24 protein-coding genes are annotated in these 24,865 nt (G+C 71.3%); 15 read left to right on the forward strand and 9 right to left on the reverse strand.

All coding sequences use genetic code 11. The annotated features are described in order from the left end of the window. Positions 1-3 precede the first annotated feature (3 nt). Entirely contained in the window at positions 4-387 is a 384-nt protein-coding gene (locus KOI47_RS17845; protein ID WP_216204612.1) for a hypothetical protein, read from the reverse strand. 67 nt (positions 388-454) lie between these two features. On the opposite strand from KOI47_RS17845, the gene KOI47_RS17850 reads away from it, so the two are divergent. From KOI47_RS17850 to KOI47_RS17860, 3 genes are all read left to right on the forward strand, one after another. Beyond that, positions 455-1,237, forward strand: coding sequence for a glycerophosphodiester phosphodiesterase (locus KOI47_RS17850; protein ID WP_216204615.1), 783 nt, complete (start codon positions 455-457; stop codon positions 1,235-1,237). Between the two features lie 83 nt (positions 1,238-1,320). Further along, on the forward strand, positions 1,321-2,745 hold the full coding sequence (locus KOI47_RS17855) for an MFS transporter (protein WP_216204618.1): 1,425 nt from the start codon (positions 1,321-1,323) through the stop codon (positions 2,743-2,745). Between the two features lie 493 nt (positions 2,746-3,238). Next, positions 3,239-3,583 (forward strand): RNA polymerase-binding protein RbpA, encoded by a 345-nt coding sequence (locus KOI47_RS17860; protein ID WP_216204621.1) that lies wholly within the window; start codon positions 3,239-3,241, stop codon positions 3,581-3,583. 85 nt (positions 3,584-3,668) lie between these two features. Here the strand turns inward: KOI47_RS17860 and KOI47_RS17865 are convergent, their stop codons facing one another. Genes KOI47_RS17865 through KOI47_RS17875 form a run of 3 tightly spaced genes read right to left on the reverse strand, consistent with a single transcriptional unit; the run spans position 3,669 to position 7,674 of the window. Further along, complete coding sequence (locus KOI47_RS17865) at positions 3,669-4,433, reverse strand: polyprenol monophosphomannose synthase (RefSeq protein WP_216204624.1); 765 nt, start codon at positions 4,431-4,433, stop codon at positions 3,669-3,671. 14 nt (positions 4,434-4,447) lie between these two features. Beyond that, the gene (lnt, locus tag KOI47_RS17870) at positions 4,448-6,061 is read right to left on the reverse strand and encodes an apolipoprotein N-acyltransferase (protein ID WP_216204627.1); all 1,614 of its coding nucleotides are present in this window, start codon (positions 6,059-6,061) and stop codon (positions 4,448-4,450) included. After that, complete coding sequence (locus KOI47_RS17875) at positions 6,058-7,674, reverse strand: amidohydrolase (RefSeq protein WP_216204630.1); 1,617 nt, start codon at positions 7,672-7,674, stop codon at positions 6,058-6,060. The genes lnt and KOI47_RS17875 overlap by 4 nt, the downstream gene beginning before the upstream one ends. A 193-nt stretch (positions 7,675-7,867) precedes the next feature. Between KOI47_RS17875 and KOI47_RS17880 the strand changes: the two genes are divergently transcribed. Further along, a complete protein-coding gene (locus KOI47_RS17880; protein WP_216204634.1) occupies positions 7,868-9,268 on the forward strand; it encodes a KamA family radical SAM protein in 1,401 nt (466 codons plus the stop codon). Positions 9,269-9,287: 19 nt separating this feature from the next. Here the strand turns inward: KOI47_RS17880 and KOI47_RS17885 are convergent, their stop codons facing one another. The 3 genes from KOI47_RS17885 to KOI47_RS17895 all read right to left on the reverse strand — a co-directional run bounded on the left by KOI47_RS17885 (position 9,288) and on the right by KOI47_RS17895 (position 14,305). Then, positions 9,288-12,014, reverse strand: coding sequence for a helix-turn-helix transcriptional regulator (locus tag KOI47_RS17885; protein WP_216204637.1), 2,727 nt, complete (start codon positions 12,012-12,014; stop codon positions 9,288-9,290). Then, entirely contained in the window at positions 12,011-13,597 is a 1,587-nt protein-coding gene (locus KOI47_RS17890; RefSeq protein WP_216204641.1) for a class I adenylate-forming enzyme family protein, read from the reverse strand. The genes KOI47_RS17885 and KOI47_RS17890 overlap by 4 nt, the downstream gene beginning before the upstream one ends. 78 nt (positions 13,598-13,675) lie before the next feature. Beyond that, positions 13,676-14,305 (reverse strand): QsdR family transcriptional regulator, encoded by a 630-nt coding sequence (locus KOI47_RS17895; protein ID WP_216204644.1) that lies wholly within the window; start codon positions 14,303-14,305, stop codon positions 13,676-13,678. A gap of 169 nt (positions 14,306-14,474) precedes the next feature. Between KOI47_RS17895 and KOI47_RS17900 the strand changes: the two genes are divergently transcribed. The 9 genes from KOI47_RS17900 to KOI47_RS17940 all read left to right on the forward strand — a co-directional run bounded on the left by KOI47_RS17900 (position 14,475) and on the right by KOI47_RS17940 (position 22,794). Then, positions 14,475-15,347, forward strand: a complete 873-nt coding sequence (locus KOI47_RS17900; protein ID WP_408629831.1) for an alpha/beta hydrolase family protein — start codon at positions 14,475-14,477, stop codon at positions 15,345-15,347. Positions 15,348-15,507: 160 nt separating this feature from the next. Beyond that, entirely contained in the window at positions 15,508-16,293 is a 786-nt protein-coding gene (locus KOI47_RS17905; protein ID WP_216204646.1) for an ABC transporter ATP-binding protein, read from the forward strand. After that, positions 16,286-16,993: an ABC transporter ATP-binding protein gene (locus KOI47_RS17910; RefSeq protein WP_216204648.1), complete on the forward strand. Its 708-nt coding sequence runs from the start codon at positions 16,286-16,288 to the stop codon at positions 16,991-16,993. The genes KOI47_RS17905 and KOI47_RS17910 overlap by 8 nt, the downstream gene beginning before the upstream one ends. A 23-nt stretch (positions 16,994-17,016) precedes the next feature. Continuing rightward, positions 17,017-17,868, forward strand: coding sequence for a branched-chain amino acid ABC transporter permease (locus KOI47_RS17915; protein WP_216204651.1), 852 nt, complete (start codon positions 17,017-17,019; stop codon positions 17,866-17,868). Position 17,869: 1 nt separating this feature from the next. Next, complete coding sequence (locus KOI47_RS17920) at positions 17,870-18,922, forward strand: branched-chain amino acid ABC transporter permease (protein WP_232376088.1); 1,053 nt, start codon at positions 17,870-17,872, stop codon at positions 18,920-18,922. Further along, the gene (locus KOI47_RS17925; protein WP_216204654.1) at positions 18,919-20,247 is read left to right on the forward strand and encodes an ABC transporter substrate-binding protein; all 1,329 of its coding nucleotides are present in this window, start codon (positions 18,919-18,921) and stop codon (positions 20,245-20,247) included. Before KOI47_RS17920 ends, KOI47_RS17925 begins: the two co-directional genes overlap by 4 nt. Before the next feature lie 114 nt (positions 20,248-20,361). Further along, a complete protein-coding gene (locus KOI47_RS17930; RefSeq protein WP_216204656.1) occupies positions 20,362-20,976 on the forward strand; it encodes a TetR/AcrR family transcriptional regulator in 615 nt (204 codons plus the stop codon). 78 nt (positions 20,977-21,054) lie between these two features. Then, positions 21,055-21,699: an HNH endonuclease family protein gene (locus tag KOI47_RS17935; protein WP_216204658.1), complete on the forward strand. Its 645-nt coding sequence runs from the start codon at positions 21,055-21,057 to the stop codon at positions 21,697-21,699. A 60-nt stretch (positions 21,700-21,759) separates the two neighbouring features. Then, complete coding sequence (locus KOI47_RS17940; RefSeq protein WP_216204660.1) at positions 21,760-22,794, forward strand: CobW family GTP-binding protein; 1,035 nt, start codon at positions 21,760-21,762, stop codon at positions 22,792-22,794. Between the two features lie 16 nt (positions 22,795-22,810). On the opposite strand, the gene KOI47_RS17945 is transcribed toward KOI47_RS17940, so the two are convergent. After that, positions 22,811-23,251 carry a MarR family winged helix-turn-helix transcriptional regulator gene (locus KOI47_RS17945; RefSeq protein ID WP_216204663.1) on the reverse strand — a complete coding sequence of 147 codons (441 nt, stop codon included), beginning with the start codon at positions 23,249-23,251 and terminating at the stop codon, positions 22,811-22,813. A 74-nt stretch (positions 23,252-23,325) separates the two neighbouring features. Here KOI47_RS17945 and KOI47_RS17950 point away from each other — a divergent pair, with 74 nt between their 5' ends. Continuing rightward, positions 23,326-23,745 (forward strand): nuclear transport factor 2 family protein, encoded by a 420-nt coding sequence (locus KOI47_RS17950; RefSeq protein ID WP_216204666.1) that lies wholly within the window; start codon positions 23,326-23,328, stop codon positions 23,743-23,745. A 33-nt stretch (positions 23,746-23,778) separates the two neighbouring features. Beyond that, the gene (locus tag KOI47_RS17955; RefSeq protein WP_216204668.1) at positions 23,779-24,459 is read left to right on the forward strand and encodes an MBL fold metallo-hydrolase; all 681 of its coding nucleotides are present in this window, start codon (positions 23,779-23,781) and stop codon (positions 24,457-24,459) included. A gap of 12 nt (positions 24,460-24,471) precedes the next feature. Here KOI47_RS17955 and cmtR read toward each other — a convergent pair whose 3' ends face one another. Beyond that, positions 24,472-24,837 carry a Cd(II)/Pb(II)-sensing metalloregulatory transcriptional regulator CmtR gene (gene cmtR / locus KOI47_RS17960; protein WP_216204672.1) on the reverse strand — a complete coding sequence of 122 codons (366 nt, stop codon included), beginning with the start codon at positions 24,835-24,837 and terminating at the stop codon, positions 24,472-24,474. Positions 24,838-24,865: the final 28 nt, after the last annotated feature.

Below are 24,865 nucleotides of genomic sequence, written 5' to 3' on the forward strand. Positions count from 1 at the left end.
CGGCTAGCGCAGCCGCTCCAGCTCCCCCGCCGCGTAGGCGAGTTCCTTGGCCATCCGGCGTAGCTGCTCGGGCTCGGCCCCCTCGTCCGCGGCGGTGGCCACGTCCTCCGCCGCACAACGCACCTGGAACAGCCGATCCTGCAAGGTGGCGATCTCCGCACTGGACAGCACCACGGCGTCCTCGGGCAGGCCGGTCCGCTGGACGGCGCTGCGCCGCTCGTAGGCACGCTGGCGGCAGGACTGGCCGCAGTACCGGCGGCGGCGCCCCACGCTCAGCTCCCCCTCCAGCCGGCGCCCGCACCACCCGCAGTGCTGCGGGCGCGCGGCCCGGCGGCCGCTCGGGGTTTCGTCACGTGACGCATCACGTTGTGCTGCGACTTCCCTCACGGGGAATGAGCCTAACCCGCAACCCGGCGTCCACGCCGAGGCCACGCCGAACGTGCAGACTGGAGGGGTGCTGACCACCCATCCGTACCTCGCGACGCCGTCCCCCCGTGCCTTCGCCCACCGTGGCTGGCATCTCGGGGAGCTGGCGCACCTGGAGAACTCGCTGCCTGCGTTCCAGCGGGCGCATGCCGAGGGGTACCGCTACCTGGAGACGGATGTGCACGCCACCTCGGACGGCGTGGTCGTGGTGCACCACGACGACCTGCTGGACCGCACCACCGACCGTACGGGCCCGATCGCCGAGCAGACCTGGGCGCAGGTGCGCCGCGCCAAGATAGGCGGCACGGCTCCGATCTCCCGGCTGGAGGACCTGCTCGAGGAACTACCGGACGCCGCGTTCAACATCGACGTGAAGTCCGACTCCGCCGTGGAGCCGTTCCTGCGCACGATCGAGCGCACCGGCGCCTACCAGCGGATCGCCGCCGCCTCCTTCTCCGACGCCCGGCTCGCCCGGATCCGGAAGCTGGCGGGCCCCCGGCTACTGACCTCGATGGGCCCGCGGTCGGCGGCCGTGCTGTGGGCCAACGGCTGGCTGCCGTTCCTCAAGCTGGGGTTCCTCAGCCGGGGTGCGATGGCGCAGGTGCCGGTGCGGCAGGGGCTGCTGACCATCGTGGACCAGGCCTTCCTGCGGGCCGCGGGTCGCGCGGGCGTCGAGGTGCACACCTGGACGATCAACGCGGTTGAGCAGATGCGCAGGCTGCTCGACCTCGGGGTACACGGCATCGTCACCGATCGTCCGGACCTGTTGCGCGACGTGCTGATCGAACGCGGGGCCTGGCACGGCGCCTGAGGCCGCACCCGCGTACCGGACGGCCGGTAGGCGCCCCAGTAGTGTCTCCGCTCAACCGGAGGATCGACGTACAGGGAGCTTGGATGAGCACGCTCGCACCGGGACCGGTGCCGCCCGCCGACGCCCGGGAGCGCAAGCGGGAACAACGCGGCTGGTACTTCTACGACTGGGCGAACTCCACCTTCTTCACCTCGGTGATCACCGTGTTCGGCGGGCTGTACGTGAGCTCGGTCGGTGCCGACGCCGCCAGGGCGGATGTGGCGCGCAACGGCCCGAGCCCCTGCGTCGCTCAGGACGGGACCGAGAGCACCCTGCACAACTGCGATATCAGCATCGTCGGCCTCGAGTTCCCTGCCGGGTCGCTGTGGGGCTACCTGCTGTCCCTGGCCACGGTCATCCAGGTGATCGTGCTGCCGATCACCGGCGCGATCGCCGACCGCAGCCAGCATCGGAAGGCGATCCTCGGCGGGTTCGCCTTCCTCGGCTCGGCCGCCTCCGCCCTGCTGTTCTTCATGGCGGACGGCAACTGGGAGATCGGCGTCCTGTTCTATGTGATCGCCAATATCGGCTATGGCGGCTCGATCGTCGTCTACTACTCCTTCCTGCCGGATATCGCCACCCCGGACGAGCGGGACATGGTGTCGGCGCGCGGCTGGGCCTTCGGCTACCTCGGCGGCGGGGTGATCCTCGCCGTGCAGCTGGCCTTCTACCTCAGCCACGACGCGCTCGGGATCAGCGAGTCACTGGCGGTACGGCTGTGTTTCGTCAGCTCCGGCATCTGGTGGGCGGCGTTCACCCTGCTGCCGTTGCGCAGGCTGCGGGAACGTCCGGAGGCCGTGGCCGGCCCGCAGGACGGCTTCGCGCTCACCGCGGGCTTCAAGGAGCTGGCCAGGACCGTCCGGGCGGCAAAGGCCTTCCCGCTGACCCTTGCTTTCCTCGGGGCCTACCTGATCTACACCGATGGCATCTCCACCGTGGTGACCGTCTCCGCCCAGTACGGCAAGGACGAACTGAAGTTCGCCGACGAGGTGCTGATCGCGACGATCCTGGTGATCCAGTTCGTGGCGTACTTCGGCGGCGTGGCGCATGGCTATCTCGCGCGCCGGTTCGGGGCGCGCAGGACCATCCTGGGCAGCCTCACGGTGTGGATCGTGGTGCTGGGTGCCGCCTACTTCGTGCAGGCGGGCCAGCAGTTCCAGTTCTACGGCCTTGCGGTGGGCATCGGGCTGGTGCTCGGCGGCACCAACGCGCTCTCCCGCTCGCTGTACAGCCAGATGATCCCGGCAGGCAAGGAAGCGCAGTACTACTCGCTGTACGAGATCGGCGAGCGCGGGACCTCCTGGCTGGGCCCGTTGCTGTTCGGCGCGGTGGGGCACGCTACCGGGTCGTTCCGGTACGCGATCATCGCGCTGACCGTCTTCTTTGTGCTCGGTTTCATCCTGGTGTCGCTGGTGCCGATCCGCAGGGCGATCGCAGCGGCGGGTAACCAGCAGCCGTCCGTGCTCTGAGCACAACCGCCATTCGGGTGTCGTTGCTCGGCACCGGTTCAGTCACCCGGGATGGTTGCCGATGACGGGAGCAGGGTCGCGCCCCCGGGGCCTGTCCGGTCCCGAGGGTGTCGACCTTTAACCAGAACTCACAGTTGAAAATTCAGCCTCGCCACCCTCGTGCGCCAAAATCGCTACTCTGCGTTAATGGGTATAGTGTCGGCGCCGAGCCGGACTCCGCGATCATGGATCAGCATCGGTTCACCACGGCCAGTAACTGCTGGTCTGAGTAGAGTCCGGTAGCCCAACTGGGGGATATCCCCAAGAAGAGAGGGATAAAGCGTCACGTCGAGGCTGAAAACGAGTCCTAATAAAGGAAGCTGTTGCCGACGGGTGACGCAGCTCATCGTGAGCGATGGCAAGGTGGTCCGGGAATCTTCGACCCGCGCTGGCCGTTGCACAGGGTGAGCATCGCCCTGGCTCTGACCATTGGAGCCGACTGAAAGGACCCACCATGGCCGACCGTGTTCTCCGTGGAAGCCGGTTGGGAGCGGTCAGCTACGAGACCGATCGCAATCACGACCTTGCCCCGCGTCGCACCGTGCGTTACGCGTGCCCCAAGAACCACGAGTTCGAGGTGCCGTTCTCCGATGACGCCGAGGTGCCCCCGGTGTGGGAGTGCCGGCTGCACGGCAGTGAGTCCGAAATCATCGACGGCGGGCAGACCGAGCAGAGGGAGGTAAAGCCTCCGCGCACGCACTGGGACATGCTGCTGGAGCGGCGGTCCATCCCAGAGCTCGAAGACCTGCTGAACGAGCGGCTCGCCGAGCTGAAGGGCAGGCGCACCCGTTCCGCCTGACGGCAACATCCAGCCTCAGACGCTCCCACCACAGTGTTCGGCCCCCACCCGATCTCCCGGGTGGGGGCCGAACACTGTGCCGCTCTCAGCGGCGACGGAGCGAGCGAAGCTGCTGGGCCCGGCGCTGCAGCCCCCACTGGGCCACCCGGAAGAACGCCTCCCGGATGATCGAGCCGCTCATCTTCGACTCGCCGATCTCACGTTCGGTGAAGGTGATCGGCACCTCGGCCACGGTGAACCCGGCGTCCACGGTGCGCCAGGTGAGGTCGATCTGGAAGCAGTAGCCGTGTGAGGCGATCTCGTCCAGCGGGAGCTTCTGCAACACCTCACGGCGGTAGGCGCGGTAACCGGCGGTGATATCCCGGACCCACACCCCGAGCATGAGCATCGAGTAGATGTTCGCGCCCCTGGACAGCACGTGCCGCCGCAGCGGCCAGTTGACGATGCTGCCACCGGGTACGTACCGGGAGCCGATCACCAGGTCGGCATCGGTCAGCGCCTCCAGCATGCGTGGCAGGTCCTCCGGCGGGTGCGAGCCGTCGGCGTCCATCTCCACCAGCACCCCGTAGTCCCTGGCCAGGCCCCAGCGGAAGCCGGCGACATAGGCCGCGCCGAGGCCCGCCTTCTCGGTGCGATGCAGCACGTGCACCCGCTCGTTCCCGGCCGCGAGCTCGTCGGCCAGTTCGCCGGTGCCGTCCGGGCTGCCGTCGTCGACGACCAGCGCGTGCGCCTCGGGCAGGGCCGCGTGCAGCCTGCGCAGGATCGGTGCGAGGTTCTCCCGCTCGTTGTACGTCGGGATGATCACCAGCACCGGGTTGGTCTGGTCCCTGCGCTGCGTCCCCTGCGGCATGCCTGTCCTCTCCCCTATGCGGCGTCGCCCGCCGCGTTCTCCTTGGTCCCTGCGATGCCCCGCCGAGCGCGCCACCGCAGCACGAATCCGGTCCCGACCGCGGCCACCGCGGCCGCGACCAGCGCGTACTCCGTCCACGCGCCGAGTTGATCCGACAGCGTAACTTGCCGCCGCAGCGGCACCTCCTGCACCAGGGAGGCGGCGGTGAACAGCTCGGTCGAAGCGGACACGCTGCCGTCCGGCTGGACGATGGCGCTGACACCGCTGGTCGCGCTGACGATCACGGCGCGGCCATGCTCCACGGCCCGCAGCCGGGACATCGCCAGCTGCTGGTAGCTCATCTCGCTGCGCCCGTACCAGGCGTTGTTGGTCGGCGCGACCAGCAGCCGCGCGCCCTCGCGGATCCCGTCCCGTGCCGGGTAGTCGTAGGCGGCCTCGTAGCAGATCATGAAGCCCACCCTGGTGCCCGCGATGCGCAGCGCGGCGGGGTCGCCGGTGCCCTGCACCCGTTCGTCCACGGCATTGACGAAGGGCGTGACCATGGTCGCCAGCCCGCGCCAGGGCACCGTCTCGCCGAAGGGCACGAGTTGCTGCTTGATGTAGCGCTCCCCCTGCCCGGTTCCCGGGTACCAGGCCACCGCCGAGTTCTCCAGCTCGCCATTCGGCCGCTGGTAGACGGCCCCGATGATGGTGGGCACGCCGAGTTCGGTGACCATCCGGTCCAGCCGCGGGTTGGCACCGGGCCGGGCTCCGATCGCGGTCTCCGGCCAGACCACCAGCTCCGGGCGCGGCACCCGGCCAGCCTCGATGTCCTGCCGGAGCCGTTCGGTCTCGGCCAGGTGGTTCGCGCCGAGACTGGCGCCGTCGGAGAACATGTCCAGTCCGGTGTCCGGGGCGTTGCCCTGGACGGCGGCCACGGTGAGCGAACCCTCCTGTGCTGCGGTGCCCACGGTCGGCCACACCGCCAGGCCTGCCAGCACCGGAAGCAGGGTGGCGGCCACCGGGAGGGCCAGCGCGCGGGGGGTGCGGTGCACGGCGGAAGGCAACCGCAGCAGCAGCCGGGCCAGGCCGAATCCGCTCAGCACCACCGCGAACCCGACCAGCGGCGCCCCGCCGATCGAGGCGAGCGACAGGTAGGCGCCCTCCGGCTGGCTGAAGCCCACCCGGCCCCAGGGGAAGCCACCGAGCGGGAACCAGGCGCGCGGGGTCTCCATGGCGATCACGACCAGAGCCATCCAGACCGGGGCACCTGGCAGCCGGGCCACGAGCGTGCACAGCCCGCCTGCCAGGCCGAGGTACAGCGCGAGCGTGGCGGAAAGGCCCAGCCACGGCCAAGGGCCGAATCCCTCGCCGAGGAAGTGCTGCAGCCAGGTCAGGTGCAGCAGGAAGAAGGTGCAGCCGAATACGAAGCCATAGCCGAAACCGGCACGGAACCGCCTGCCGTGCAGGGCGAGCGCAAGGCCGGTGAAGGCCAGCGGCGCCAACCACCACAGGGTTCGCGGGGCGAAGCTGAGATAGAACAGCACCCCGGACCCCGCGGCAAGCAGCAGCCTGCCAAGCCACGGCCGCCAGGCCGCGCCGCGCTGGGGCGAGTGTGGCGCCTCGGCACCGGTCACGGTTGCGGTCACCTGTTCAGCTTAAGAGGCGACTCGTCGTGGATCACCCGGCCCGCGCGGACCGTGCGCAGGCAGCGCGGCAGCGGGCCGCCCGGATCGAGCGGGGGCAGGCCGGGTACCCGGGACCGCGGGTCGGTGGACCATCGCTGCACCCTGGCGTCGCCCGCGACGACCACCAGTTCCTCCGCCTCCCAGATGGCGTAGTGCGCGGGTGCGCCCGGTACCAGGCTGCCGGTCGTTCCGTCGGCGACACCGGCGGCCCGGTGCGCTCCCCTGGTGTGCGCGTTGAACGCGGCCCTGGCGGAAAGGCCCGCCCCCGGGGTGTGGTGGTGCACGGCGGCGCGGACGGCGGCCCAGGGATCGAGCGGAGTGACCGGGGTGTCCGAGCCGAAGGCCAGCGGTACCCCCTCGGCGGCGAGGGTGGCGAAGGGGTTGAGGCCCGCGGCCCGCTCGGGGCCGAGCCGGGCCGCGTACATTCCTTCCGCTCCGCCCCATGCCGCGTCGAACAGGGGCTGGACCGAGGCGGCGACGTTCCAGCCCGCCAGGGCGCGGGCCTGCCCGGCGGTGACCATCTCCAGGTGTTCCAGCCGGTGCCCGCGGGCCGCGAGCGCGCGCTTGCCCACCGCCTGTTCGGCGAGTTCGAAGCCGCGCACCACCTCCGTGACGGCCGCGTCGCCGATCACGTGGAAACCCGCCTGCAGCCCGGCCTCGGTGCATTCGATCAGATGCCCGGCGATGGTGTCCGCATCGAGATAGCGGACTCCGCTGGTGTCCGGCCGGTCGGTGTAGGGCGAGCACAGGGCCGCGGTGTGCGAGCCGAGCGCGCCGTCCACGAACAGGTCACCTGCCAGCCCGCGGGCACCCAGCCTGCGGGCGGTGGCGACCGCGCCCGGTTCGCCCCAGTAGGCGACGACCTCGGGCATATCCTCCGCCGCGGCGATGTCGATCAGGTCGGCGAGGTCCTGTTCGCCGGAGATGTCCGGGCCGGCGCATTCGTGCAGGCTGACCACGCCGTTGCGGGCGGCGGTACGCAGGAAGGCCCGCTGCGCCTGCTGCCGCTGGGCGGCGGAGATGGCCGCCCGCGCGGCGGCGCGGGCGAGGTGATGCGCGCCACGGGTCAGCGGGCCCCGTTCCGACCAGCCGTCGGCGGTGCGGGCGGACGGGGCGAGCTCGACCAGTGCGGTGGACACCAGTGCCGAGTGCACGTCCACCCGGCTCAGGTACACCGGCACCGGGCCCGCGGCCTCGTCCAGCTCGGCGCGGCTGGGGATCCGGGTGTCCGTCCAGCCGGACTCGTCCCATCCGTGCGCGATCAGCACCTCGCCGGGGCGGGCCGCGGCGCGCACGGCGGCCAGTAGCTCACCCGGACCGCGTATCCCGGTGAGGTCGAGTCCGGCCAGGTGCAGGCCGGAGGCGGTGGCATGCACATGCGCGTCCACGAAGGCCGGTGCGACGAAGGCACCGCCCAGGTCGATCACCTCGGCGTCCGGGTGCAGCGCCCGGCCGGGGCCGTCCTGGCCGACCCAGACCACCGTGTCGCCGGTCACCGCCATCGCGGTGGCATCCGGCGAACTCGGGGTGTGGATGCGGCCGCCGAGCAGGAGCGTGGTTCGAGTGTCCGGCACGGGCACGAGTCTGCCTGGTGCGCCGTGCCGCCCACACACCTGGTCGGCTGCCCCCGGGACGGCACCGACGCGACGTGGCTGCTTGGCACGCGTTCACGACCACTGGAGATAACGTGCCGGTAACGAGAATATTTGCTCCTGACAGTCGATATGACAGGATATTTTCACGTCTTCCCGATAACTAGGAGCAGAAGTGACTGCGACCCAGGAGCCTGCCGCGACTGCCACCGATCCCACTCCGATCATCGAGCAGCCCTACCAGTACTCCCGCACCGAGCTGGTCGAACCCGACTGGCGCCGGTTTCCCGGCTGGCGGGAGGTCACCGAGGCCGAATGGCGGGACGCCCAGTGGCAGCGGGTGCACTGCATCCGCAACCTCAAGCAGCTACGCGCGCTGATGGGCGACCTGCTCGAGGAGCGCTTCTACGAGGATCTGCTCGCCGACCAGCGGGACATGGCCACCATGTCCATGCTGCTGCCCCCGCAGATGCTCAACACCATGGCGCCGCACGCGGGCACCGACCCGCAGAAGGTGACCGAGGCGTTCTACGCCGACCCGATCCGCCGGTACATGCTCCCGGTGCGCAGCGACCGTGAGCGGGAATGGCCCTCGCATCCGCACTCCGAGCGCGACTCGCTGCACGAGGCGGAGATGTGGGTGGTGGAGGGACTGACCCACCGCTACCCCACCAAGGTCCTCGCGGAGCTGCTGTCCACCTGTCCGCAGTACTGCGGGCACTGCACCAGGATGGACCTGGTCGGCAACTCCACCGAGCAGATCGACAAGCACAAGCTCGAGCTGAAGCCGGTGGACCGGCAGGACGCGATCATCGACTACCTGAAGCGCACCCCCGGGGTGCGGGATGTCGTGGTCTCCGGCGGCGATGTCGCCAACGTGCCATGGCACCAGCTGGAGTCCTTCCTGATGCGGCTGCTGGACATCGAGACGGTGCGGGACATCCGGCTGGCCACCAAGGCGCTGGCCGGGCTGCCGCAGCACTGGCTGCAGCCGAAGGTGGTCGAGGGGCTGGCCAGGGTCGCGGGCACCGCGGGCAGGCGCGGGGTGAACCTGGCGATCCACACCCACGTCAACCACGTCCAGTCGGTGACCCCGCTGGTCGCCGAGGCCACCCGGACCGCGCTGGACGTCGGGGTCCGCGACGTGCGCAACCAGGGCGTGCTGATGCGCGGGGTGAACGCCACCCCGAACGAGCTGCTCGACCTGTGCTTCGCCCTGCAGGGTGAGGCGGGCATCCTGCCGTACTACTTCTACATGTGCGACATGATCCCCAACGCCGAGCACTGGCGGCTGGCGGTCTGGGAGGCGCAGGAGCTGCAGCACTCGATCATGGGCTACCTGCCCGGCTACGCCACCCCGCGGATCGTCTGCGATGTCCCCTACGTGGGCAAGCGCTGGGTGCACCAGCTCGCCGAGTACGACCGCGAGCTGGGCGTCTCCTACTGGACGAAGAACTACCGCACCGGCATCGAGCTGGAGGATCCGGAAGCCCTGCGCCGCCGCTACCCCTACTACGACCCGATTTACACCCTGCCCGAGTCCGGCAGGCTGCGCTGGTCCGAACACCCCTCCTGATCCCCGCCCCGGCTGAAGGTCAGGAGGATTGGCTGGCCAGCAGGGCCACCAGCTGGACGCGGGAGCGCACGCCGAGCTTGGCGAAGATGTTGCGCAGGTGGTGGTCCACCGTGCGGTGGCTGATCACCAGCCTGCGGGCGATCTCCCTGTTGGTCTCCCCACCCGCGACCAGCAGGGCGATCCGGTTCTGCTGCGGGGTGAGGCCGGGTACCGCGGGGTCGGCCCGCGGCTCGTGCGCGGCGGTGCCGCCGGCCGCGCGCAGTTCGGCCCAGGCGCGCCGGGCCCAGTGGCCCGCGCCCTGGCGCTCGAACAGCCTGCCCGCGTCCCACAGCATCTCCCGCGCGGCGCGGGTCCTGCGGTCCCGGCGCAGTCGCCGTGCGTAGGCCAGCTGGGTCTTGGCCAGCTCCAGCGGGGTGCCCGCGGCGCGGTGCAGGGAAAGGGCGGCCCGGAAGTGCCGCACGGACTCCTGAGCCTCCGTGGCGAGCAGGCCGTGGCAGCGCTCGGACAGCGCCAGCCACTGGGGCGCGTGGGTGGCCAGGGCCCAGTCGTCGAACACGCGCAGGGCGCGGCGGGCTCGTTCGGGTTCCCCCGCGCGCACGGCGATCTCCACCAGGTGCGGGGTGGCCAGCACGGTGATCGCGGGCTGGGCGTGGCCTGCCTCCACGTCCAGGGTGCGCAGCCGGGCCAGTGCCTCGCCCGGCTGATCGGCCAGCAGGTCCAGGCAGGCCCGGGTCCATGAGGCCAGCGCGGAGGGCCTGCCCAGCAGGTGCCGCGCGATATCGGGCTCGACGGCCGCGAGGTGCTCCAGCGCGGCGTCGGCGTCGCCGAGTTGCGCCGCGGAGAAGGCGAGCAGCACGCGGTGTTCCGCGGCGCAGGTCCGCTGCCCTGCCACCTCCGCGGCGGCGAGTCCTTCGGTGGAGCTGCGCAGCGCGACCTGGTGCAGATCCAGCATGCCTGCGGTGTGCGAGTGCTGCACCAGTGCCCACGGCAGGGCGGCGGTCTCCCCCGCCATCCGGGCTCTGGCCACCGCGGCCGCGGCGAGTTCGTACGCGCGTGCCGTGCGGCCGAGTGCGAAGGCCGCCTCGCTGGCCCATAGCTGGGCGCGCAGGTCGGTGCCGAGTTCCCTTGCCGCCCGTAACGCCCGTTCCAGCGCGGGCCTTGCCCGCAGGTGCTCACCGGCGAAGGTGGCTGCCATGCCGGCGAAGTGCCCGGTCAGTAACGCCACGGTGGCCGGGGCGTCCGGCTGGTCGGCCTGCCGGGTCAGCTCGGCGGCCTGGGCGTAGCCCGCGAGGTCGCCACCGAGACGCCAGGCCTCCCCGGCCAGTAGCAGCGCGATCGCGGCCTGTTCCGGTGCGGCCTGTTCCAGCTCCCGCGCCGCGGCCAGCAGCTCGTGCGCGGCGACGGCGGGCTCCCCGTCCCGCAACTCGATCTCGCCGTGCAGTAGGGAGATCTGTCCGGCAGGCCCGTCCGGTCCGGCCTCGGTGCGGGCGCGGCGCAGCAGGCTGCGGGCCCAGCCGGTACGGCCGAGGCTCCATGCCGAGCGCGCGGCAGCCACCAGCCTGCCCGCCGCGATCGCACCCCGTGCGCCGAGCCCGGCGGCCCGCTCGAATGCGTCCGCGGCGTTCTCGTGGTCACCGACACGGACGGCGGTTTCCGCCGCCGCGTGCAGGGCGTCCCCGAGCCGGGCTGCGGGTTCGGCACTCGCCGCCGCACGGTGCCATGCGGAGCGCACGCCGCCCCCGCCGTGCGGGTCACCGAGTGCGCGGGCCAGCGTGGCATGCGCGCGGCGCAGCTCGGCGGCGTCCGCCTCGGCCCGCAGGGTCGCCCGTAGTACGGGGCTGAGCGCGCGCACCGTGTCGTCGGTGGCCTGCAGCAGCCCGGAGGCCAGCCCTTCCACACGGGCCGCGGGGTCGATCCCGGGGCAGCGGGCCAGCAGGGTCTCGGGCAGGCGCGGCTCGCAGGCGGCGAGCAGCACCAGGTGCCGCGCCTTCGGGCCGAGCCCGGCGAGGCTGCGCCGGTAGCCGGTCCGTTGCGCACCGGTCAGCGGCAGGGTCGCAGGCAGCGGGGCGCGGCCGGCCGCCTGCGCGGAGCTCAGCGCGCCGGCCAGCTCCAGTAGATCCCCCGGGATACCGGCGGCCAGTTCCACCAGCCCGGTGCGCACCGCCCGCGGCGGCCCGGGGCCGAGGGCGTCGCGCAGCAGCCGGTCCCCGGCCTCCGGTCCGAGCGGGGCCAGCCGGTAGGCCGGGATCCCGCCTGCCGGATCGGCACCGCCCCCGGTGCCGGGCTGGGCTCGTTCCGCCAGCACCACGGCCACCGGCACCTCCGCGAGGCGGCGGGCGGCGAAGGTCAGCGCGGCCAGTGAGGTCTCGTCCCACCAGTGCGCGTCGTCGGCAAGGCACAGCAGCGGGCGTGGACCGGCCAGCCGGACCAGCAGGTCGTGCACGCCCCGGCACCGGGCGAAGGTGGCGGCCTCGAGCCCTGGCGGCGGGCCGCCAACGGGCTGTAGCAGCCGGTGCAGGGCGCCCAACGGCAGCCCTTGCTCCGCCCGCACCCCGGGGGCGCTGAGCACCTGGAACCCGGTCGCGGTCGCGCGGGCCGCCTCCAGCAGCGCGGTCTTACCCGTGCCCATGCCGCCGAGCAGGCGCAGGGCACCGCCACGGCCCGCGCCTGCCCGGCGCAGCAGCTCGGTCAGCCGGGACAGCTGCGGTTCCCGCCCCCGCAGCGGGCGCGCCGCGGTGCCGGTCATCCCGCCAGTTGGTCGCGTAGCTCGCGTTTGAGGATCTTGCCAGCCGCGGACACCGGGAGTTCGGCCACGAAACGCACCTCGCGCAGCCGCTTGTACGCGGGCACCTGCGCGTTGATCGCCGCCAGCAGCTCCGTGCCGTCGGAAGGTGCCTGCCGGGCCGGGACCACGAAGGCGACCGGCAGCTCGCCGCGGGCCGGGTCCGGCTTGCCGACGACCGCGGCCGCCGCGACCTCGGGGCGGGCGATCAGCAGTTCCTCCAGCTCCCTCGGGTACACGTTGTAGCCCTTGTAGAGCAGCATGTCCTTCTTGCGGTCCACAACGGACAGGTAGCCGTCCGCGTCCAGCACGCCGATGTCGCCGGTGTGCAGCCAGCCGTCCACCAGCACCTCGGCGGTGGCCTCCTGGCGGCCGTGGTAGCCGGTCATCACCTGCGGCCCGCGGATACACACCTCGCCGCGTTCACCGGCAGGAAGGTCGCCGCCGTCCTCGTCCAGCGAGCGGATCCGGATCTCGGTGTCGAACACCGGCAGCCCGACCGAGCCGGGCTTGCGGGTCCCGGAGCGGTACATCGGCGCGCTCGCCGCGCCCATGGTCACCTCGGTGAGCCCGTACCCTTCGGCGATGACGGCCTCGGGCAGCAGCCTGCCCAGCCGCTGGATCATCTCGACCGGCATCGGGGCGGCGCCGGAGGTGATCGTGCGTACCGAGCTCAGGTCGCGGTGCTCGATGTCCTGGCAGGCGAGCAGGGCGGCGAACAGCGCGGGCGCCCCGCCCATCGAGGTGGCGCCGAGGCGTTCCACATCGGCAAGGTACGTCGCGGGGTCGAGCCGGTCGTGCAGCACGACAGTGGTTCCGGACAGCAGCAGCACGCTCAGCCCGGCGATCGTGCCCATGGCGTGAAACCACGGGGTCAGGTTGATCCCGAGCCCGGTGCCGACCCTGGTCGGCCACTCCAGCCCGCTGCCGACCTGGTTGAGCACCAGGCCACCGTGCTCGTCCAGCGCGGGCAGCGAACCGGTGGACCAGCAGGCGTACTGCAGGCTGTTGACCACCACGTTGCGGTGTGGCAGCCGTACGCCCTTGGACACCCCGGTCGTCCCGCCGGTGTAGGCCAGATGCGCGAGGTGGGTCCGGGTGTCGATCTCCACCTCCGGCGGCCGGTCCGGCCTGCCCTCGCCGACCGCGGGGACCTCGGCGGCGCTGAACGTGCGCACCGCGCCCGCGTCGGCGATCTGCGCGCGCATCGCCTGCTCCGGCAGCAGCGGGCTGACCGGCACGAAGGTGGCCCCGGCCAGCAGGGTGCCGTAGTAGGCGACCGGGTACTCCAGGCAGTTCGGCATGCACAGGGCCACCCGGTCGCCGGGCCGCACGCCGTCGGAGTGCAGGCCGTGCGCGAACCGGGCGGCCGCCCGGCCCAGGTCGGCGTAGCTGAGGCGCCGCTGCCCGTGCACGAAGGCGGTCCGGTCGGCGAAGCGCCGGGCCGAGCCGGTGAGGATGCTCCCGACCGGCACGTCCGGATAGTCCAGGGAACGCGGGAGGCCGGGCAACCAGGTGCCACCGGTGTCGTCGTCGACCGCAGGCATGGGAACTCCTTTGTGGACGGACAGTGGGTCCGCAGGAAACACGCACGCCCCTCGGATGAAACACTACGACGATCTGTTTCACAACCCCCTGCCGGGCACCGGCGCCGGCAGCGGCCGCCCGGCCGTCTGCTCCCCGCCTTCCACCAGCACCCGCAGCAGCTTGGCCGCCGCGTCCAGGTTCGGCGCACGGGCCGCGACCACGTCGGAGTACAGGAACGACTCGCCGAGCCGGACCAGGGCGAAGGCCAGCGAGTCCACGTCCACCACCGGGGTGAACCCGCCCTCGGCGGCGTCCCTGGCCAGCAGGTCGGCATGCGCGGCGATCACCCGGGGCTGCACCCGGCCGTGCGGATCGGTCAGCACCCGGATCGCCACCCCCGGCTCGGTGTCCAGCAGCTTCCGCAGCCCCGCGTCCTCGGCAACGGTCGCCCGGTACCAGCTCATCACGGCCAGGCAACGCAGCTCACCCGTGGCACCCCGGACCACCGGCCCCTCGGTCTCCTCCCACCGGCGCACCGCGGCCCGCATCGTCCGCTCGGACAGCAGCCACAATGCCTCGCCGAGCAGTTCCTCCCGGTTGCCGACCCGGCGGAACAGCGTGGCCCTGGAGATTCCCGCCTCCGCCGCAAGGGTGCCGAGGTCCAGCCGTTCACCCCGGTGCACGCGGCGGGCCGCCATCAGCACCAGGTCATCTGCGCGAGCGTTCACGGTCGCCGAGCGTAGCCCGCGACGCCCGCCAGGGAACGGCGGCGAACCCCGGGGACTGGCGATTTCACCGATGCCGGACGGGCACAGCGGCTGCCACAGTGCGACCGACCGTGACCGGTCGGAGCCGGAACGCGATACCGGCTTCCCCTGCCGAAAGGAGCACGACGAGGTGCGAACACTGCGCAGATCCCTGTCCGCTGCGGCACTGGCCGCCGCCTTCGCCGCGGGCACCATGGCCGCGGCGCCCACCGCACTGGCCGCAGAGAATCCGCACGAACGCGGTCCCGACCCCTCCGAATCCAGCATCGAGGCCCCGCGCGGGCCGTTCTCCTTCGCCGAGCGCAGCGTGTCCTCGTGGCGGGTCAGCGGGTTCGGCGGCGGCACGATCTACTACCCCACCAGCACCAGCGAGGGCACCTTCGGGGGCATCGCCATCTCCCCCGGCTTCACCGCCGACCAGTCCAGTATCGCCTGGCTCGGCCCGCGCCTGGCGTCCCAGGGGTTCGTGGTGTTCACCATCGACACCAACTCCCGGTTCGACCAGCCGGCCAGCCGAGGGGAGCAGTTGCTCGCCGCGCTGGACTACCTGACCGAGGACAGCACGGTCCGCGACCGGGTGGACGCCTCCCGGCTGGGCGTGGCAGGCCACTCCATGGGTGGCGGCGGGTCGCTGGAGGCTGCCAGCGACCGGCCCAGCCTGCAGGCCGCCGTACCGCTGGCGGCGTGGAACCTGGACAAGACCTGGTCCGAGGTGCGCGTGCCGACCTTCATCATCGGCGGCGAGAACGACTCGGTCGCCTCGGTCGGCTCGCATTCCGAGCCGTTCTACCGGTCGCTGCCCGGCAGCCTGGACAAGGCCTACATGGAGCTGGACAACGCCAGCCACTTCTTCCCGAACACACCGAACACCACGATGGCCAAGTACATGATCTCCTGGCTGAAACGGTTCATCGACAACGACACCCGGTACGAGCGTTTCCTGTGCCCCGCGCCGGACGACCGGGACATCTCGGAGTACCGCGACACCTGCCCGCACTCCTAAAACCCCGCACACCAACGAATTCCGGGGGCGGCCGCACCGGCGCGGCCGCCCCCGGACGCTTGACATCGCGGGCCCGGTTCCGGATGATTCCCGCTCGTACCGACCGGACGGTATCGATACTCCCGAATTGTGGGACGTCCGGCTTGTGGAAGAGGGACCAATGACGATCGCTTCCCCCCTGCTCGAGGTCGACCGGGTGACCGTGCGCTTCGGCGGCCTGGTGGCACTGCATGAGGCCACCGTCACGGTCGAACCGCGCACCGTGCTCGGCGTGATCGGCCCGAACGGGGCGGGCAAGACCACGCTGTTCAACGTGATCTGCGGGTTCGTCCGGCCACAGCAGGGCGGCCTGCGCTGGCGCGGCACGGAGCTCACCGCGCACAGCCCGCGCAAGCTCGCCGACCTCGGCATCGCCCGCACCCTGCAGGGGCTCGGGCTCTTCCCAGGGCTGACCGTGCTGGAGAACGTGCTCACCGGCGCCCAGCGGCATGCCAGAGCAGGCGCCCTGAGCACCTTGCTCGGCCTGCGCGGGGCGGCGAAGGACGAGGCGGCGCTGCGCGAACGCGCCCACGCCGTGCTCGCCGACCTCGGCATCGCCACCGCGCACGCCCGTCTGCCCGGCGCGCTCCCCTACGGCGTCCAGAAGCGGGTCGCGCTGGCCAGGGCCCTGGTGGCCGAGCCGGAGCTACTGCTGCTCGACGAACCGGCCAGCGGGCTGTCCGCGGAGGAGATCGACGAACTCGCCGAGCGCGTCCGCGGGTTCACCACGCGGACCTCGGTGCTGCTGGTGGAACACCACATGGACCTGGTGATGCGCGCCTGCGACCGGATCGTGGTGCTGAACTTCGGCGAGGTGATCGCCCAGGGTAGCCCCGACCGGATCCGGGCCGACCCCGTGGTCGCCGAGGCCTACCTCGGCACGACCGAGGAGGCCAGCCATGCTTGAGATCGCGGGGCTGACCGCGGCCTACGGCGCGGTGCGCGCGCTGGACGGGGTGAGCATGTCGGTCGCCGACGGCAGCATCACCGCCGTACTGGGCGCGAACGGGGCGGGCAAGACCACCCTGCTGCGCACCGTCGGCGGCCTGCTCGGCCCCGCCGCGGGCCGGGTGCGGTTCGACGGCACGGACATCACCGGCTGGCCTGCCGACCGGATCACCCGCCGCGGGCTGGTGCACGTGCCGGAGAACGGCGGGGTGATCACCGAACTCACCGTCGCGGAGAACCTCCGGCTCGGCGCGCTGTGGCGCCGCGACCGGGCGGACCGGGCCGCGGCGCTGGCCGAGGCCTTCGAGCTGTTCCCGCCGCTTTCCGACCGCAGGGACAAACCCGCGGCCACGCTCTCCGGCGGGGAGCGGCAGATGCTCGCCATCGGGCGGGCGCTGATGAGCCGACCCCGGATGCTGCTGCTGGACGAGCCCTCGCTCGGGCTGGCGCCGCTGGTGACCCTGCGGATCCTGCGGGTGATCGAGGACCTGCGGGCGCGGGCGGGCCTCACCGTGCTGCTGGTGGAGCAGAACGCGCGCAGCGCGCTGTCCGTGGCCGACCACGGTCATGTGCTGTCCCTCGGCCGCGTGGTGGCCAGCGACGCCGCGAACTCCCTGCTCACCGACGACCAGCTCCGGCATGCCTACCTCGGTTTCTGACCGCGACGGGAGCAAGGACCCTGATGAACGGCTTTCTCACCCTCACCGTGAACGGCCTTTCCACCGGCGCCGTGTACGCCGCGCTCGGACTGTCCATTGTGATCATCTACCGGGCCACCCGGGTGATCAACTTCGCCCAGCCCGCACTGGCACTGATCTCCGCCTACCTCGCCTACTCGGTGAACAAGGCCACCGGCAGCTACTGGCTGGGCTTCGCGGTGGCGCTGCTGGCCGGTGCCGTGCTCGGCGCGGGCACCGAACGCGTGCTGATCCGCCCGCTGCGCGACCGCACCCCGCTCAGCGCGGTGATCGTGACCCTGGGCCTGCTGATGGTGCTGCAGGCCGTGGCCGGGATGTTCTGGACCAACGAGCCGCAGTCCTTCCCCTACGCCTTCGACTTCCGCGGCCAGTTCTCGGCGTTCAGCCTGTTCACCGTGCTGGTCGTGCTGGCGACGGCGGCCGGGATCGGGCTGCTGTTCCGCTACACCGCGCTCGGGCTGCGGCTGCGCGCGGCGGCCTTCCGCCCGGAGGTGGCGAGCATGCTCGGAGTGCGGGTCGGCCTGATGCTCACCTTGGGCTGGGCGCTGGCCGCCGCCGTCGGCGCACTGGCCGGGGTACTGGCCACCCCGCCGTTCCTGTTCCCGACGGTGCTGGACGGGGTGTTCGTCTACGCGCTCACCGCGGCCGTGATCGGCGGGCTGGACAACCCGCTCGGCACCGTGGCCGGCGGGTTCGCCGTCGGCATCGGACTGTCCTATGTGTCCGGGTATCTCGGACCCGAGCTGGTGACCATGGCGGCGCTAGTGATCCTCGTGCTGGTGCTCGCGTTCCGCCCGAACGGCCTGTTCGGCCACGCCGTGGCAAGGAGGGTGTGACGTGCCTGCTGGTAGAAGCCCACTCCCACCGCTGCTGCGGCACACCCTGCTCGCGCTGGCCGCCCTGCTCGCCATCATCGTCCTCACCGGCGTGGTGGATCCGTTCACCAACCTGCGTATCGCGAGTGTCGGCTACTACCTCGTCGCGGTGGCCGGGCTGACCCTGCTGACCGGGCTGAACGGCCAGGTATCCCTCGGGCACGGCGCCTTCCTGTTCATCGGCGCCTACACCATGGCGCTGCTGGTGATCCACGTGCCGGGCTGGCCGTTCTGGCTGGACCTGCTGCTCGCCGCGGCGGCCAGCGGGGTGGCCGGTGCGCTGGCCGGGGCCGCGGCCGCCAGGCTGCACGGGCCGTACCTGGCCGGGGCCACCCTGGCGCTGGCCGTCGGGCTGCCCGCGCTCACCCAGCGGTTCCCGGAACTGCTCGGCGGCAGCAACGGGCTGGCCTTCCGGGTGAACAGCATGCCCGCGGGCCTTGCGGGCAGCGTGCCCACCACCCGCTGGCAGGCCTGGGTGGTGTGGGCGAGCGTGCTGCTGGCCCTGGTGCTGCTGGCCAACCTGACCCGCGGGCGGTTCGGCCGCACCCTGCGGGCCGTCCGGGACAACGAGGTCTCGGCCGAGCTCGCCGGGATCCACATCGGCCGGACGAAGGTGCTCGCCTTCCTGATCAGTGCCGTATGCGGCGGGCTGGCCGGCGGGCTGCAGGCCTTCCTGCTCGGCACCGCCGCGCCCGGTTCGTTCACCCTGGTGCTCTCGCTCAGCCTGCTGGCCGCGGTCGTACTGGGCGGCATCGGCAGCATGTGGGGCGCGCTCTGGGGTGCCATCGCGCTGGTCTACTTCCAGGCCTGGTCCGAGGACCTCGCGCACGAGCTGGCGCTGAGCACCGACATCGCCAACAACCTCCCGCTGGCGGTGTACGGGCTGATCCTGATCACCGTCGTACTCGCCTTCCCGCAAGGGATCCAGGGCGGCGTGCGGCAGCTGGGCCGGCTGCTGCGCCGCACGCGAGCGAACCGCACCGCTTCCGGCACCGCGACAGAAGGAGAATCATGAGCAGACCTCATCCGGCCAGGACCGTCCTGGCCGCGGCACTCGCCGGGGCGCTGGCCCTCACCGCCTGCGGTGGCGCGGGCGAGGCACCCAGCGAGCAGCAGGCCCAAACCGGCGGCGCGGCACCCGGCGTCACCGACACCAGCGTGCTCATCGGCACGCACCAGCCGCTCACCGGCCCGGCCGCACCCGGCTACAGCCGGATCTCGGTGGGCGCACAGGCAATGTACGACCACATCAACGACGGCGGAGGCATCCACGGCCGGACCATCGAGTACCGGGTGGAGGACGACGCGTACAACCCGACCCGCACCGTCGAGGTGGTCAAGAAACTGGTGCTGCAGGACGAGGTGTTCGCCATCGTCGGCGGGCTCGGCACCCCGACCCATTCCAAGGTCGTCGACTTCCTCAACCAGCAGGGCGTTCCCGACCTGCTGGTCTCCTCCGGCGCGCTGATGTGGGACCAGCCGGAGCGCAACCCGATGACCTTCGGCTACCAGGTGGACTACACCAGGGAAGGCAAGATCCAGGGCAAGTACATCGCCGACAACCTGCCAGGGCGCAAGGTCGGGTTGATGTACCAGAACGATGACGTCGGCAGGGACACCCAGCGCGGTCTCGACCAGTTCATCGCCGACCAGACCGTCTCCCGGCAGGGCTACGACCCGGCCAACACCGATGTGCTGCCGCAGATCTCCGCGCTGCGGGACGCGGGCGCCGAGGTCGTGGTGTGCGAATGTGTGCCGGCCTTCACCGCGCTGTCCATCCTGACCGCGGCGAAGATCGGCTACCAGCCGCAGTTCATGGTCAGCAGCATCGGGGCCGATCCGGCGACCCTCACCGGGCTGCTGGAGGAGTTCGGCAAGCAGGGCGGGTCCGAGGTGTCCGCGCCGCGGCTGCTGGAGGGCATGCTCGGCACCGGCTACCTGCCGGACGTCGGCCTCACCGACGACCCGTGGGTGCAACTGCTCCAGCAGGTCCACCAGGAGTACATCCCGGAGGAACCGCTCACCAACACCGTGGTCTACGGCATGGTGCAGGCCTACACCTTCGCCCAGGCGCTGAAGGCCGCCGGCCGCGACCTCACCCGCGAGCAGCTCGTGGCGGCGATGGAGTCCGGCGAGCTGGAGGGGCCGGGACTGACCCCGTTCGCCTTCTCCGCTGAGTCGCACTCGGGCTACACCGGGGCGTACGTGTTCGAGGTCAACCCGGACACCTCCACCACCATCGTGCAGCAGCCGGTGGTGACCGACCGGGGCGAGGGACCGGTTACCCCGGCGCGGACCGAACGCAAGACCCCGGAGCAGATCGCCCTGCTCGGGGAATGAGACGCCGGGGACGGGCGAACGCCGCCCCGCCCGTCCCCGGGGTCACCTACCGCCGCAGGCTAGAGTGAGCCGGATCCGGGGAGAACCGGAGCCTGCGCGAAAGGGAACGCGGCCATGACCGGCACGCCTGCCGCAGCGGACCACACTGACGGCTCGGTGCGTGGCCGCGTGCTGCGCGCGGCGACCACGCTCTTCGCGCAGAAGGGCTTCGAGAACACCAGTGTCCGCGAGATCGTGGACACCGCGGGCGTCACCAAGGGCGGGCTGTACCACTACTTCGGATCCAAGGACGACCTGCTCCACGAGATCTACACGACGATGCTGCGGATGCAGACCAGGCGGATGGAGACCATCGCCGCCTCGGACCTGCCGCTGCCGCACCGCCTGCACGCGATCGTGGTGGACGTGGTGGCCACCAGCGTCAGCCACCTCGACGAGGCGGTGGTCTTCTTCCAGTCGATGCACCTGCTCGAACCGGCCAAGCTCGCCAAGGTCCGCGCGGAGCGCAGGCACTACCACGAACAGGTCCGCGCGCTGGTCGAGCAGGGCCAGCGGGCCGGGACCTTCCGCGCCGACGTACCGGCGGACCTGGTGGTGAGCCACACCTTCGGGGCCGTACACCGGCTCGGGCTCTGGTACCGCAAGGACGGGCCGCTCACCGGCGAGCAGGTGGGGCACCACTACGCCAATCTGATGATTGCCGGGCTGCTGGGCGATTTCGCGCTCTGAGTCCCGCGGCCGGCCCGCTAGCATGGGTGCGCAGAGTGGTGTTCGCCGACCGCTCGCGGGGCTGGGGGTGTGTAGCCGGTGCGAGTCTTGCGCTGGATCGCCGTGGCCGGGTGCCTGGCCTGCCTGCTGAGTTCCTGCGACGCGGTCACCGCCGTCGGCGACGACCCGCGGCCCGGACCGACCCCCGATGCGGAGCCCGCGCAGGCGCGGGAACGGCTGGCGGAACTGGTCGTCGCGCCCCGCGGCCCGATCAGCGGCTACGACCGCGACCGGTTCCCGCACTGGAGCCCGGTCTCGGGCAACTGCAACACCCGGGAGACCGTGCTGCGGCGCGACGGCGAGGACGTGCGGGCCGGGGCGGACTGCTCCCCGACCTCCGGCAGCTGGACCAGCCCCTATGACGGCGCCACCTGGACCGATCCGTCCGATGTGGACATCGACCATATGGTTCCGCTGGCGCAGGGCTGGGTCAGCGGTGCCCGGTCGTGGACCGACGAGCGCAGGGAGCAGTTCGCCAACGACCTGGAGCGCCCCCAGCTGAAGGCCGTCACCGACAACGTCAACCAGTCGAAGTCCGACCAGGCTCCGGACGAATGGAAGCCGCCGCTGGAGTCACGGTGGTGCGGCTACGCCGCTGACTGGATCGTGGTGAAGCACCACTACCGGCTCACCGTCACCACCGCGGAGCGCGACGCCCTCGCCGGGATGCTGGACCGCTGCTGACCGGGGTGCGCCGCTACACCCCCGTCCCGGCGCGAGGAGGGTACCGATAACCTCGCCGCTGTGGCACAGGCGCGGATCCCGGTTGTGATCGTCGCGGGCTTTCTCGGGTCGGGCAAGACCACCATGCTCAACCACCTGCTGCGCAACAGCGCGGGCGCCCGGATCGGCGTGGTCGTCAACGACTTCGGCAGCATCAACATCGACGCCATGACGGTGGCCGGGCAGGTGGACTCCATGGTCTCGCTCGGCAACGGCTGCCTGTGCTGCGCGGTCGACGCCAGCGGGCTGGACGCCATGCTGGGCAAGCTCGCCGACCCGGCAGCCGGGATCGACGTCATCGTGATCGAGGCGAGCGGGCTGGCCGAGCCCCGCGATCTCATCCGCATGGTGCTGGCCAGCGAGTGCGAGCGGATCGAGTACGGCGGCCTGCTCGAGGTGGTGGACGCGGCCGAGTTCATCCGTACCCGCGAGCTGCACCCGGAACTGGACCAGCACCTGGCCCTGGCCGACCTGGTGGTGCTGAACAAAACCGACCGCGTGGACGAGCACACGCGAGCCGACCTGCTGGCGATCCTGGAGAGCATCGTGGGCGGCACCCCGCTGCTGCCCACCGTGCATGGCCGGGTCGACCCGGAACTGCTGTTCGACCGGCCACACCGCCCGCACCGGACCGATGTCCCACGGCAGCTGTCCCTGACCGATCTGCTCCTGGATGAGCACGAGGACTGTGGCCACGAGCACCACCTGCACGCTGGTTACGAGAGCATCGAGTTCACCTCGGCGGAACCGCTGCACCCGCGCAGGCTGATGCGTTTCCTTGACGACCGGCCCGGCGGCCTCTACCGGATGAAAGGGGTGGTGTACTTCGGTATCCCCGGCCACCAGGACAAGTTCGAGTTGCACACGGTGGGCAACTTCCTGCGGTTCCACTCCTCGAGCTGGTCGCGGCGCGAGGAGCGCACCACCCGGCTGGTGCTGATCGGCGCCGGGATCGACGCCGAGGCACTGCGCACCCGGCTGCGCGAGTGCGTGCAAGCCGAGCCGGAGGCACCGGCCGCGGGCGACATGCTGCCGGTGCTGCGGTACGCCGGATGAGCCCGGCCGCGGCGAGCTACGTTTCCCCGGCCATCGCCCGGCGCAGCAGCCCGCGCAGCTGCCGCAGCTGCGGCACGGTCAGCGCGTGCACCGGGCCCTGACCCGCGCGCAACCGCTCGGCCAGCCGCCGGGTGAGTAGGAGCCCGCTATCGGTCGCGACGAGCGCCTTCACCCTGCGGTCGGCCGGATCGGGACAACGGCGTAGCACACCGCGATCCTCGAGCCTGTCCACTACCGCGGTCAGGTTGGAAGCGTCGTAGCCGAGTTTCCTGGCGATCACGCGCATCGGCCGTGGCTCGCCGGGCTCCAGAGCGAGCAGCACCTTGCCCTCCCCCGCCGACAGCCCGAACTCGGCGGCGCAGGCGGCGAAATGCCTGCTCAACCGCCCACTCATCGCCACGAGCAGCTGGACCACCTCGTTGGCGAGATCGTCCCCGGAATCGGTCACGTCGGTCACTGGACAACGATACCGTCCACTATTTATGGTGGTATACCACTATTATTTATCGACACTATCAGTCTGGGGGCCCCATGACAGGGAAGGCCGGACCACGTCAGTTGCTCGACCGCATGCTGCCGTTGCTGCGAAACAAGGAACTCGACCGCCTCGCCGACCTGTACGCCGAGGACGGCGTGCACGAACTACCCTATGCCCCGCCTGGCGTACCGCGCCGAATCGAGGGAAGGGAACGGGTCCGGGAGTACTTCGGCTCGCTGTCCAGGGTTCCCCTGCACTTCCACGAGTTCCGCCCGGTCGCGGTGCACGACACAGCCGACCCCGAGGTCATCGTCGCCGAGTACGACGCGGACGGGGTGGTCACCACCTCCGGCCACGAGTTCACGGTGCGTTACCTCTGGGTGCTGCGCGCCACAGGCGGGCGGATCCTGTGTTGGCGGGACTATTGGAACCCGCAGGAGATCCTCGACCTGCAGGGCACCACCAGCGATTGACCTTTACTTTGGTTGAGGTTCTAGCGTCGGGGTATGACCGACTCCACGAACCCACCAGGGACATCCACACTGACGCCGATCCGAACCGACCTGTGGCAGACACAGACCTTCGCACCGTTCCCCGGGCTCAGCACACACGCCTATCTCTGGACCGCGCCGTCCGGCGGCAACATCCTCTTCTACTCCCCCGGTAGAAGCGACGACTTCGACGCGATCGACGAGCTCGGAGGTGCGGCCCACCAGTACCTCAGTCACCGCGACGAAGCGGGGCCGGCCTTGGCGCGGATCCGCGAACGGTTCGGCGCCCGGCTGCACGCCTCCGCGGCGGAGCGGGACGACGTCCGCGAGTTCGCCGAGCCCGACGTGCTGTTCACCGAGCGCCACGTCGACGGCAACGGGGTCGAGGTGATCCCGACCCCTGGACATTCGCCGGGCAGCACATGCTTTCTGGTCACCGGGGCCGATGGACTGACCTACCTGTTCACGGGTGACACGGTCTTCCGCGACGCGGAGGGAGTCTGGACCGCGGGATTCATCCCCGAGGTCAGCGACCTCGATGCGCTGAGGGCGAGCCTCGAGTCGCTCTCAGCGCTCGAACCCGATCTGATCGTCTCCAGCGCCCGCGTCGGCCACCGCAGCGCACACCTGCTCGGCGCTACCTCCTGGGCGTCCTGCGTCGACCAGGCGATCGGCACCCTGCCGGCTGCGGGCTGACGGTCGTGGTGCTCAGACCCGGTCGGCGGCCGCGCCGGTGGTGACCGCGACCCCGGCCGGCTGCTCCTCGGCGCACTCCTCGCTGGGCTCGACCGCGAGCACCACCTGCACCAGTTCCCCCAGTGCACGGGCCAGGTGCGGATCGGCAAGCTCGTAGCGCACCTGCCGCCCCTCGTAGGTCGCCACCACCAGCCCGCACCCGCGCAGGCAGGACAGGTGATTCGACACGTTGGAGCGGGTCAGCCCGAGATGGTCGGCGAGGCGGCCGGGGTAGGCCACGCCGTCCAGCAACGCCACCAGGATCCGGCACCGGGTCGGGTCCGCCAGCGCCCGCCCCAGCCGGGCCAGCGCGGCCTCCCGCGCCTCGCAGGTCAGCATGACCCCAACAGTACAGTCAATGCTGATA

Origin of the sequence: Amycolatopsis aidingensis (genome assembly GCF_018885265.1) — a bacterium.
Taxonomy (GTDB): Bacteria; Actinomycetota; Actinomycetes; order Mycobacteriales; family Pseudonocardiaceae; genus Amycolatopsis; species Amycolatopsis aidingensis.

Bases quoted from the DNA above. Each gene is read 5' to 3' on its own strand.
- KOI47_RS17915 (WP_216204651.1), top strand. From the start codon at position 17,017: ATGAACGGCTTTCTCACCCTCACCGTGAACGGCCTTTCCACCGGCGCC.
- KOI47_RS17930 (WP_216204656.1), top strand. From the start codon at position 20,362: ATGACCGGCACGCCTGCCGCAGCGGACCACACTGACGGCTCGGTGCGT.
- KOI47_RS17950 (WP_216204666.1), top strand. From the start codon at position 23,326: ATGACAGGGAAGGCCGGACCACGTCAGTTGCTCGACCGCATGCTGCCG.
- KOI47_RS17910 (WP_216204648.1), top strand. From the start codon at position 16,286: ATGCTTGAGATCGCGGGGCTGACCGCGGCCTACGGCGCGGTGCGCGCG.
- KOI47_RS17865 (WP_216204624.1), bottom strand. From the start codon at position 4,433: ATGCCGCAGGGGACGCAGCGCAGGGACCAGACCAACCCGGTGCTGGTG.
- KOI47_RS17860 (WP_216204621.1), top strand. From the start codon at position 3,239: ATGGCCGACCGTGTTCTCCGTGGAAGCCGGTTGGGAGCGGTCAGCTAC.
- KOI47_RS17890 (WP_216204641.1), bottom strand. From the start codon at position 13,597: ATGCCTGCGGTCGACGACGACACCGGTGGCACCTGGTTGCCCGGCCTC.
- KOI47_RS17955 (WP_216204668.1), top strand. From the start codon at position 23,779: ATGACCGACTCCACGAACCCACCAGGGACATCCACACTGACGCCGATC.
- KOI47_RS17925 (WP_216204654.1), top strand. From the start codon at position 18,919: ATGAGCAGACCTCATCCGGCCAGGACCGTCCTGGCCGCGGCACTCGCC.
- KOI47_RS17885 (WP_216204637.1), bottom strand. From the start codon at position 12,014: ATGACCGGCACCGCGGCGCGCCCGCTGCGGGGGCGGGAACCGCAGCTG.
- cmtR (WP_216204672.1), bottom strand. From the start codon at position 24,837: ATGCTGACCTGCGAGGCGCGGGAGGCCGCGCTGGCCCGGCTGGGGCGG.
- KOI47_RS17905 (WP_216204646.1), top strand. From the start codon at position 15,508: ATGACGATCGCTTCCCCCCTGCTCGAGGTCGACCGGGTGACCGTGCGC.
- KOI47_RS17855 (WP_216204618.1), top strand. From the start codon at position 1,321: ATGAGCACGCTCGCACCGGGACCGGTGCCGCCCGCCGACGCCCGGGAG.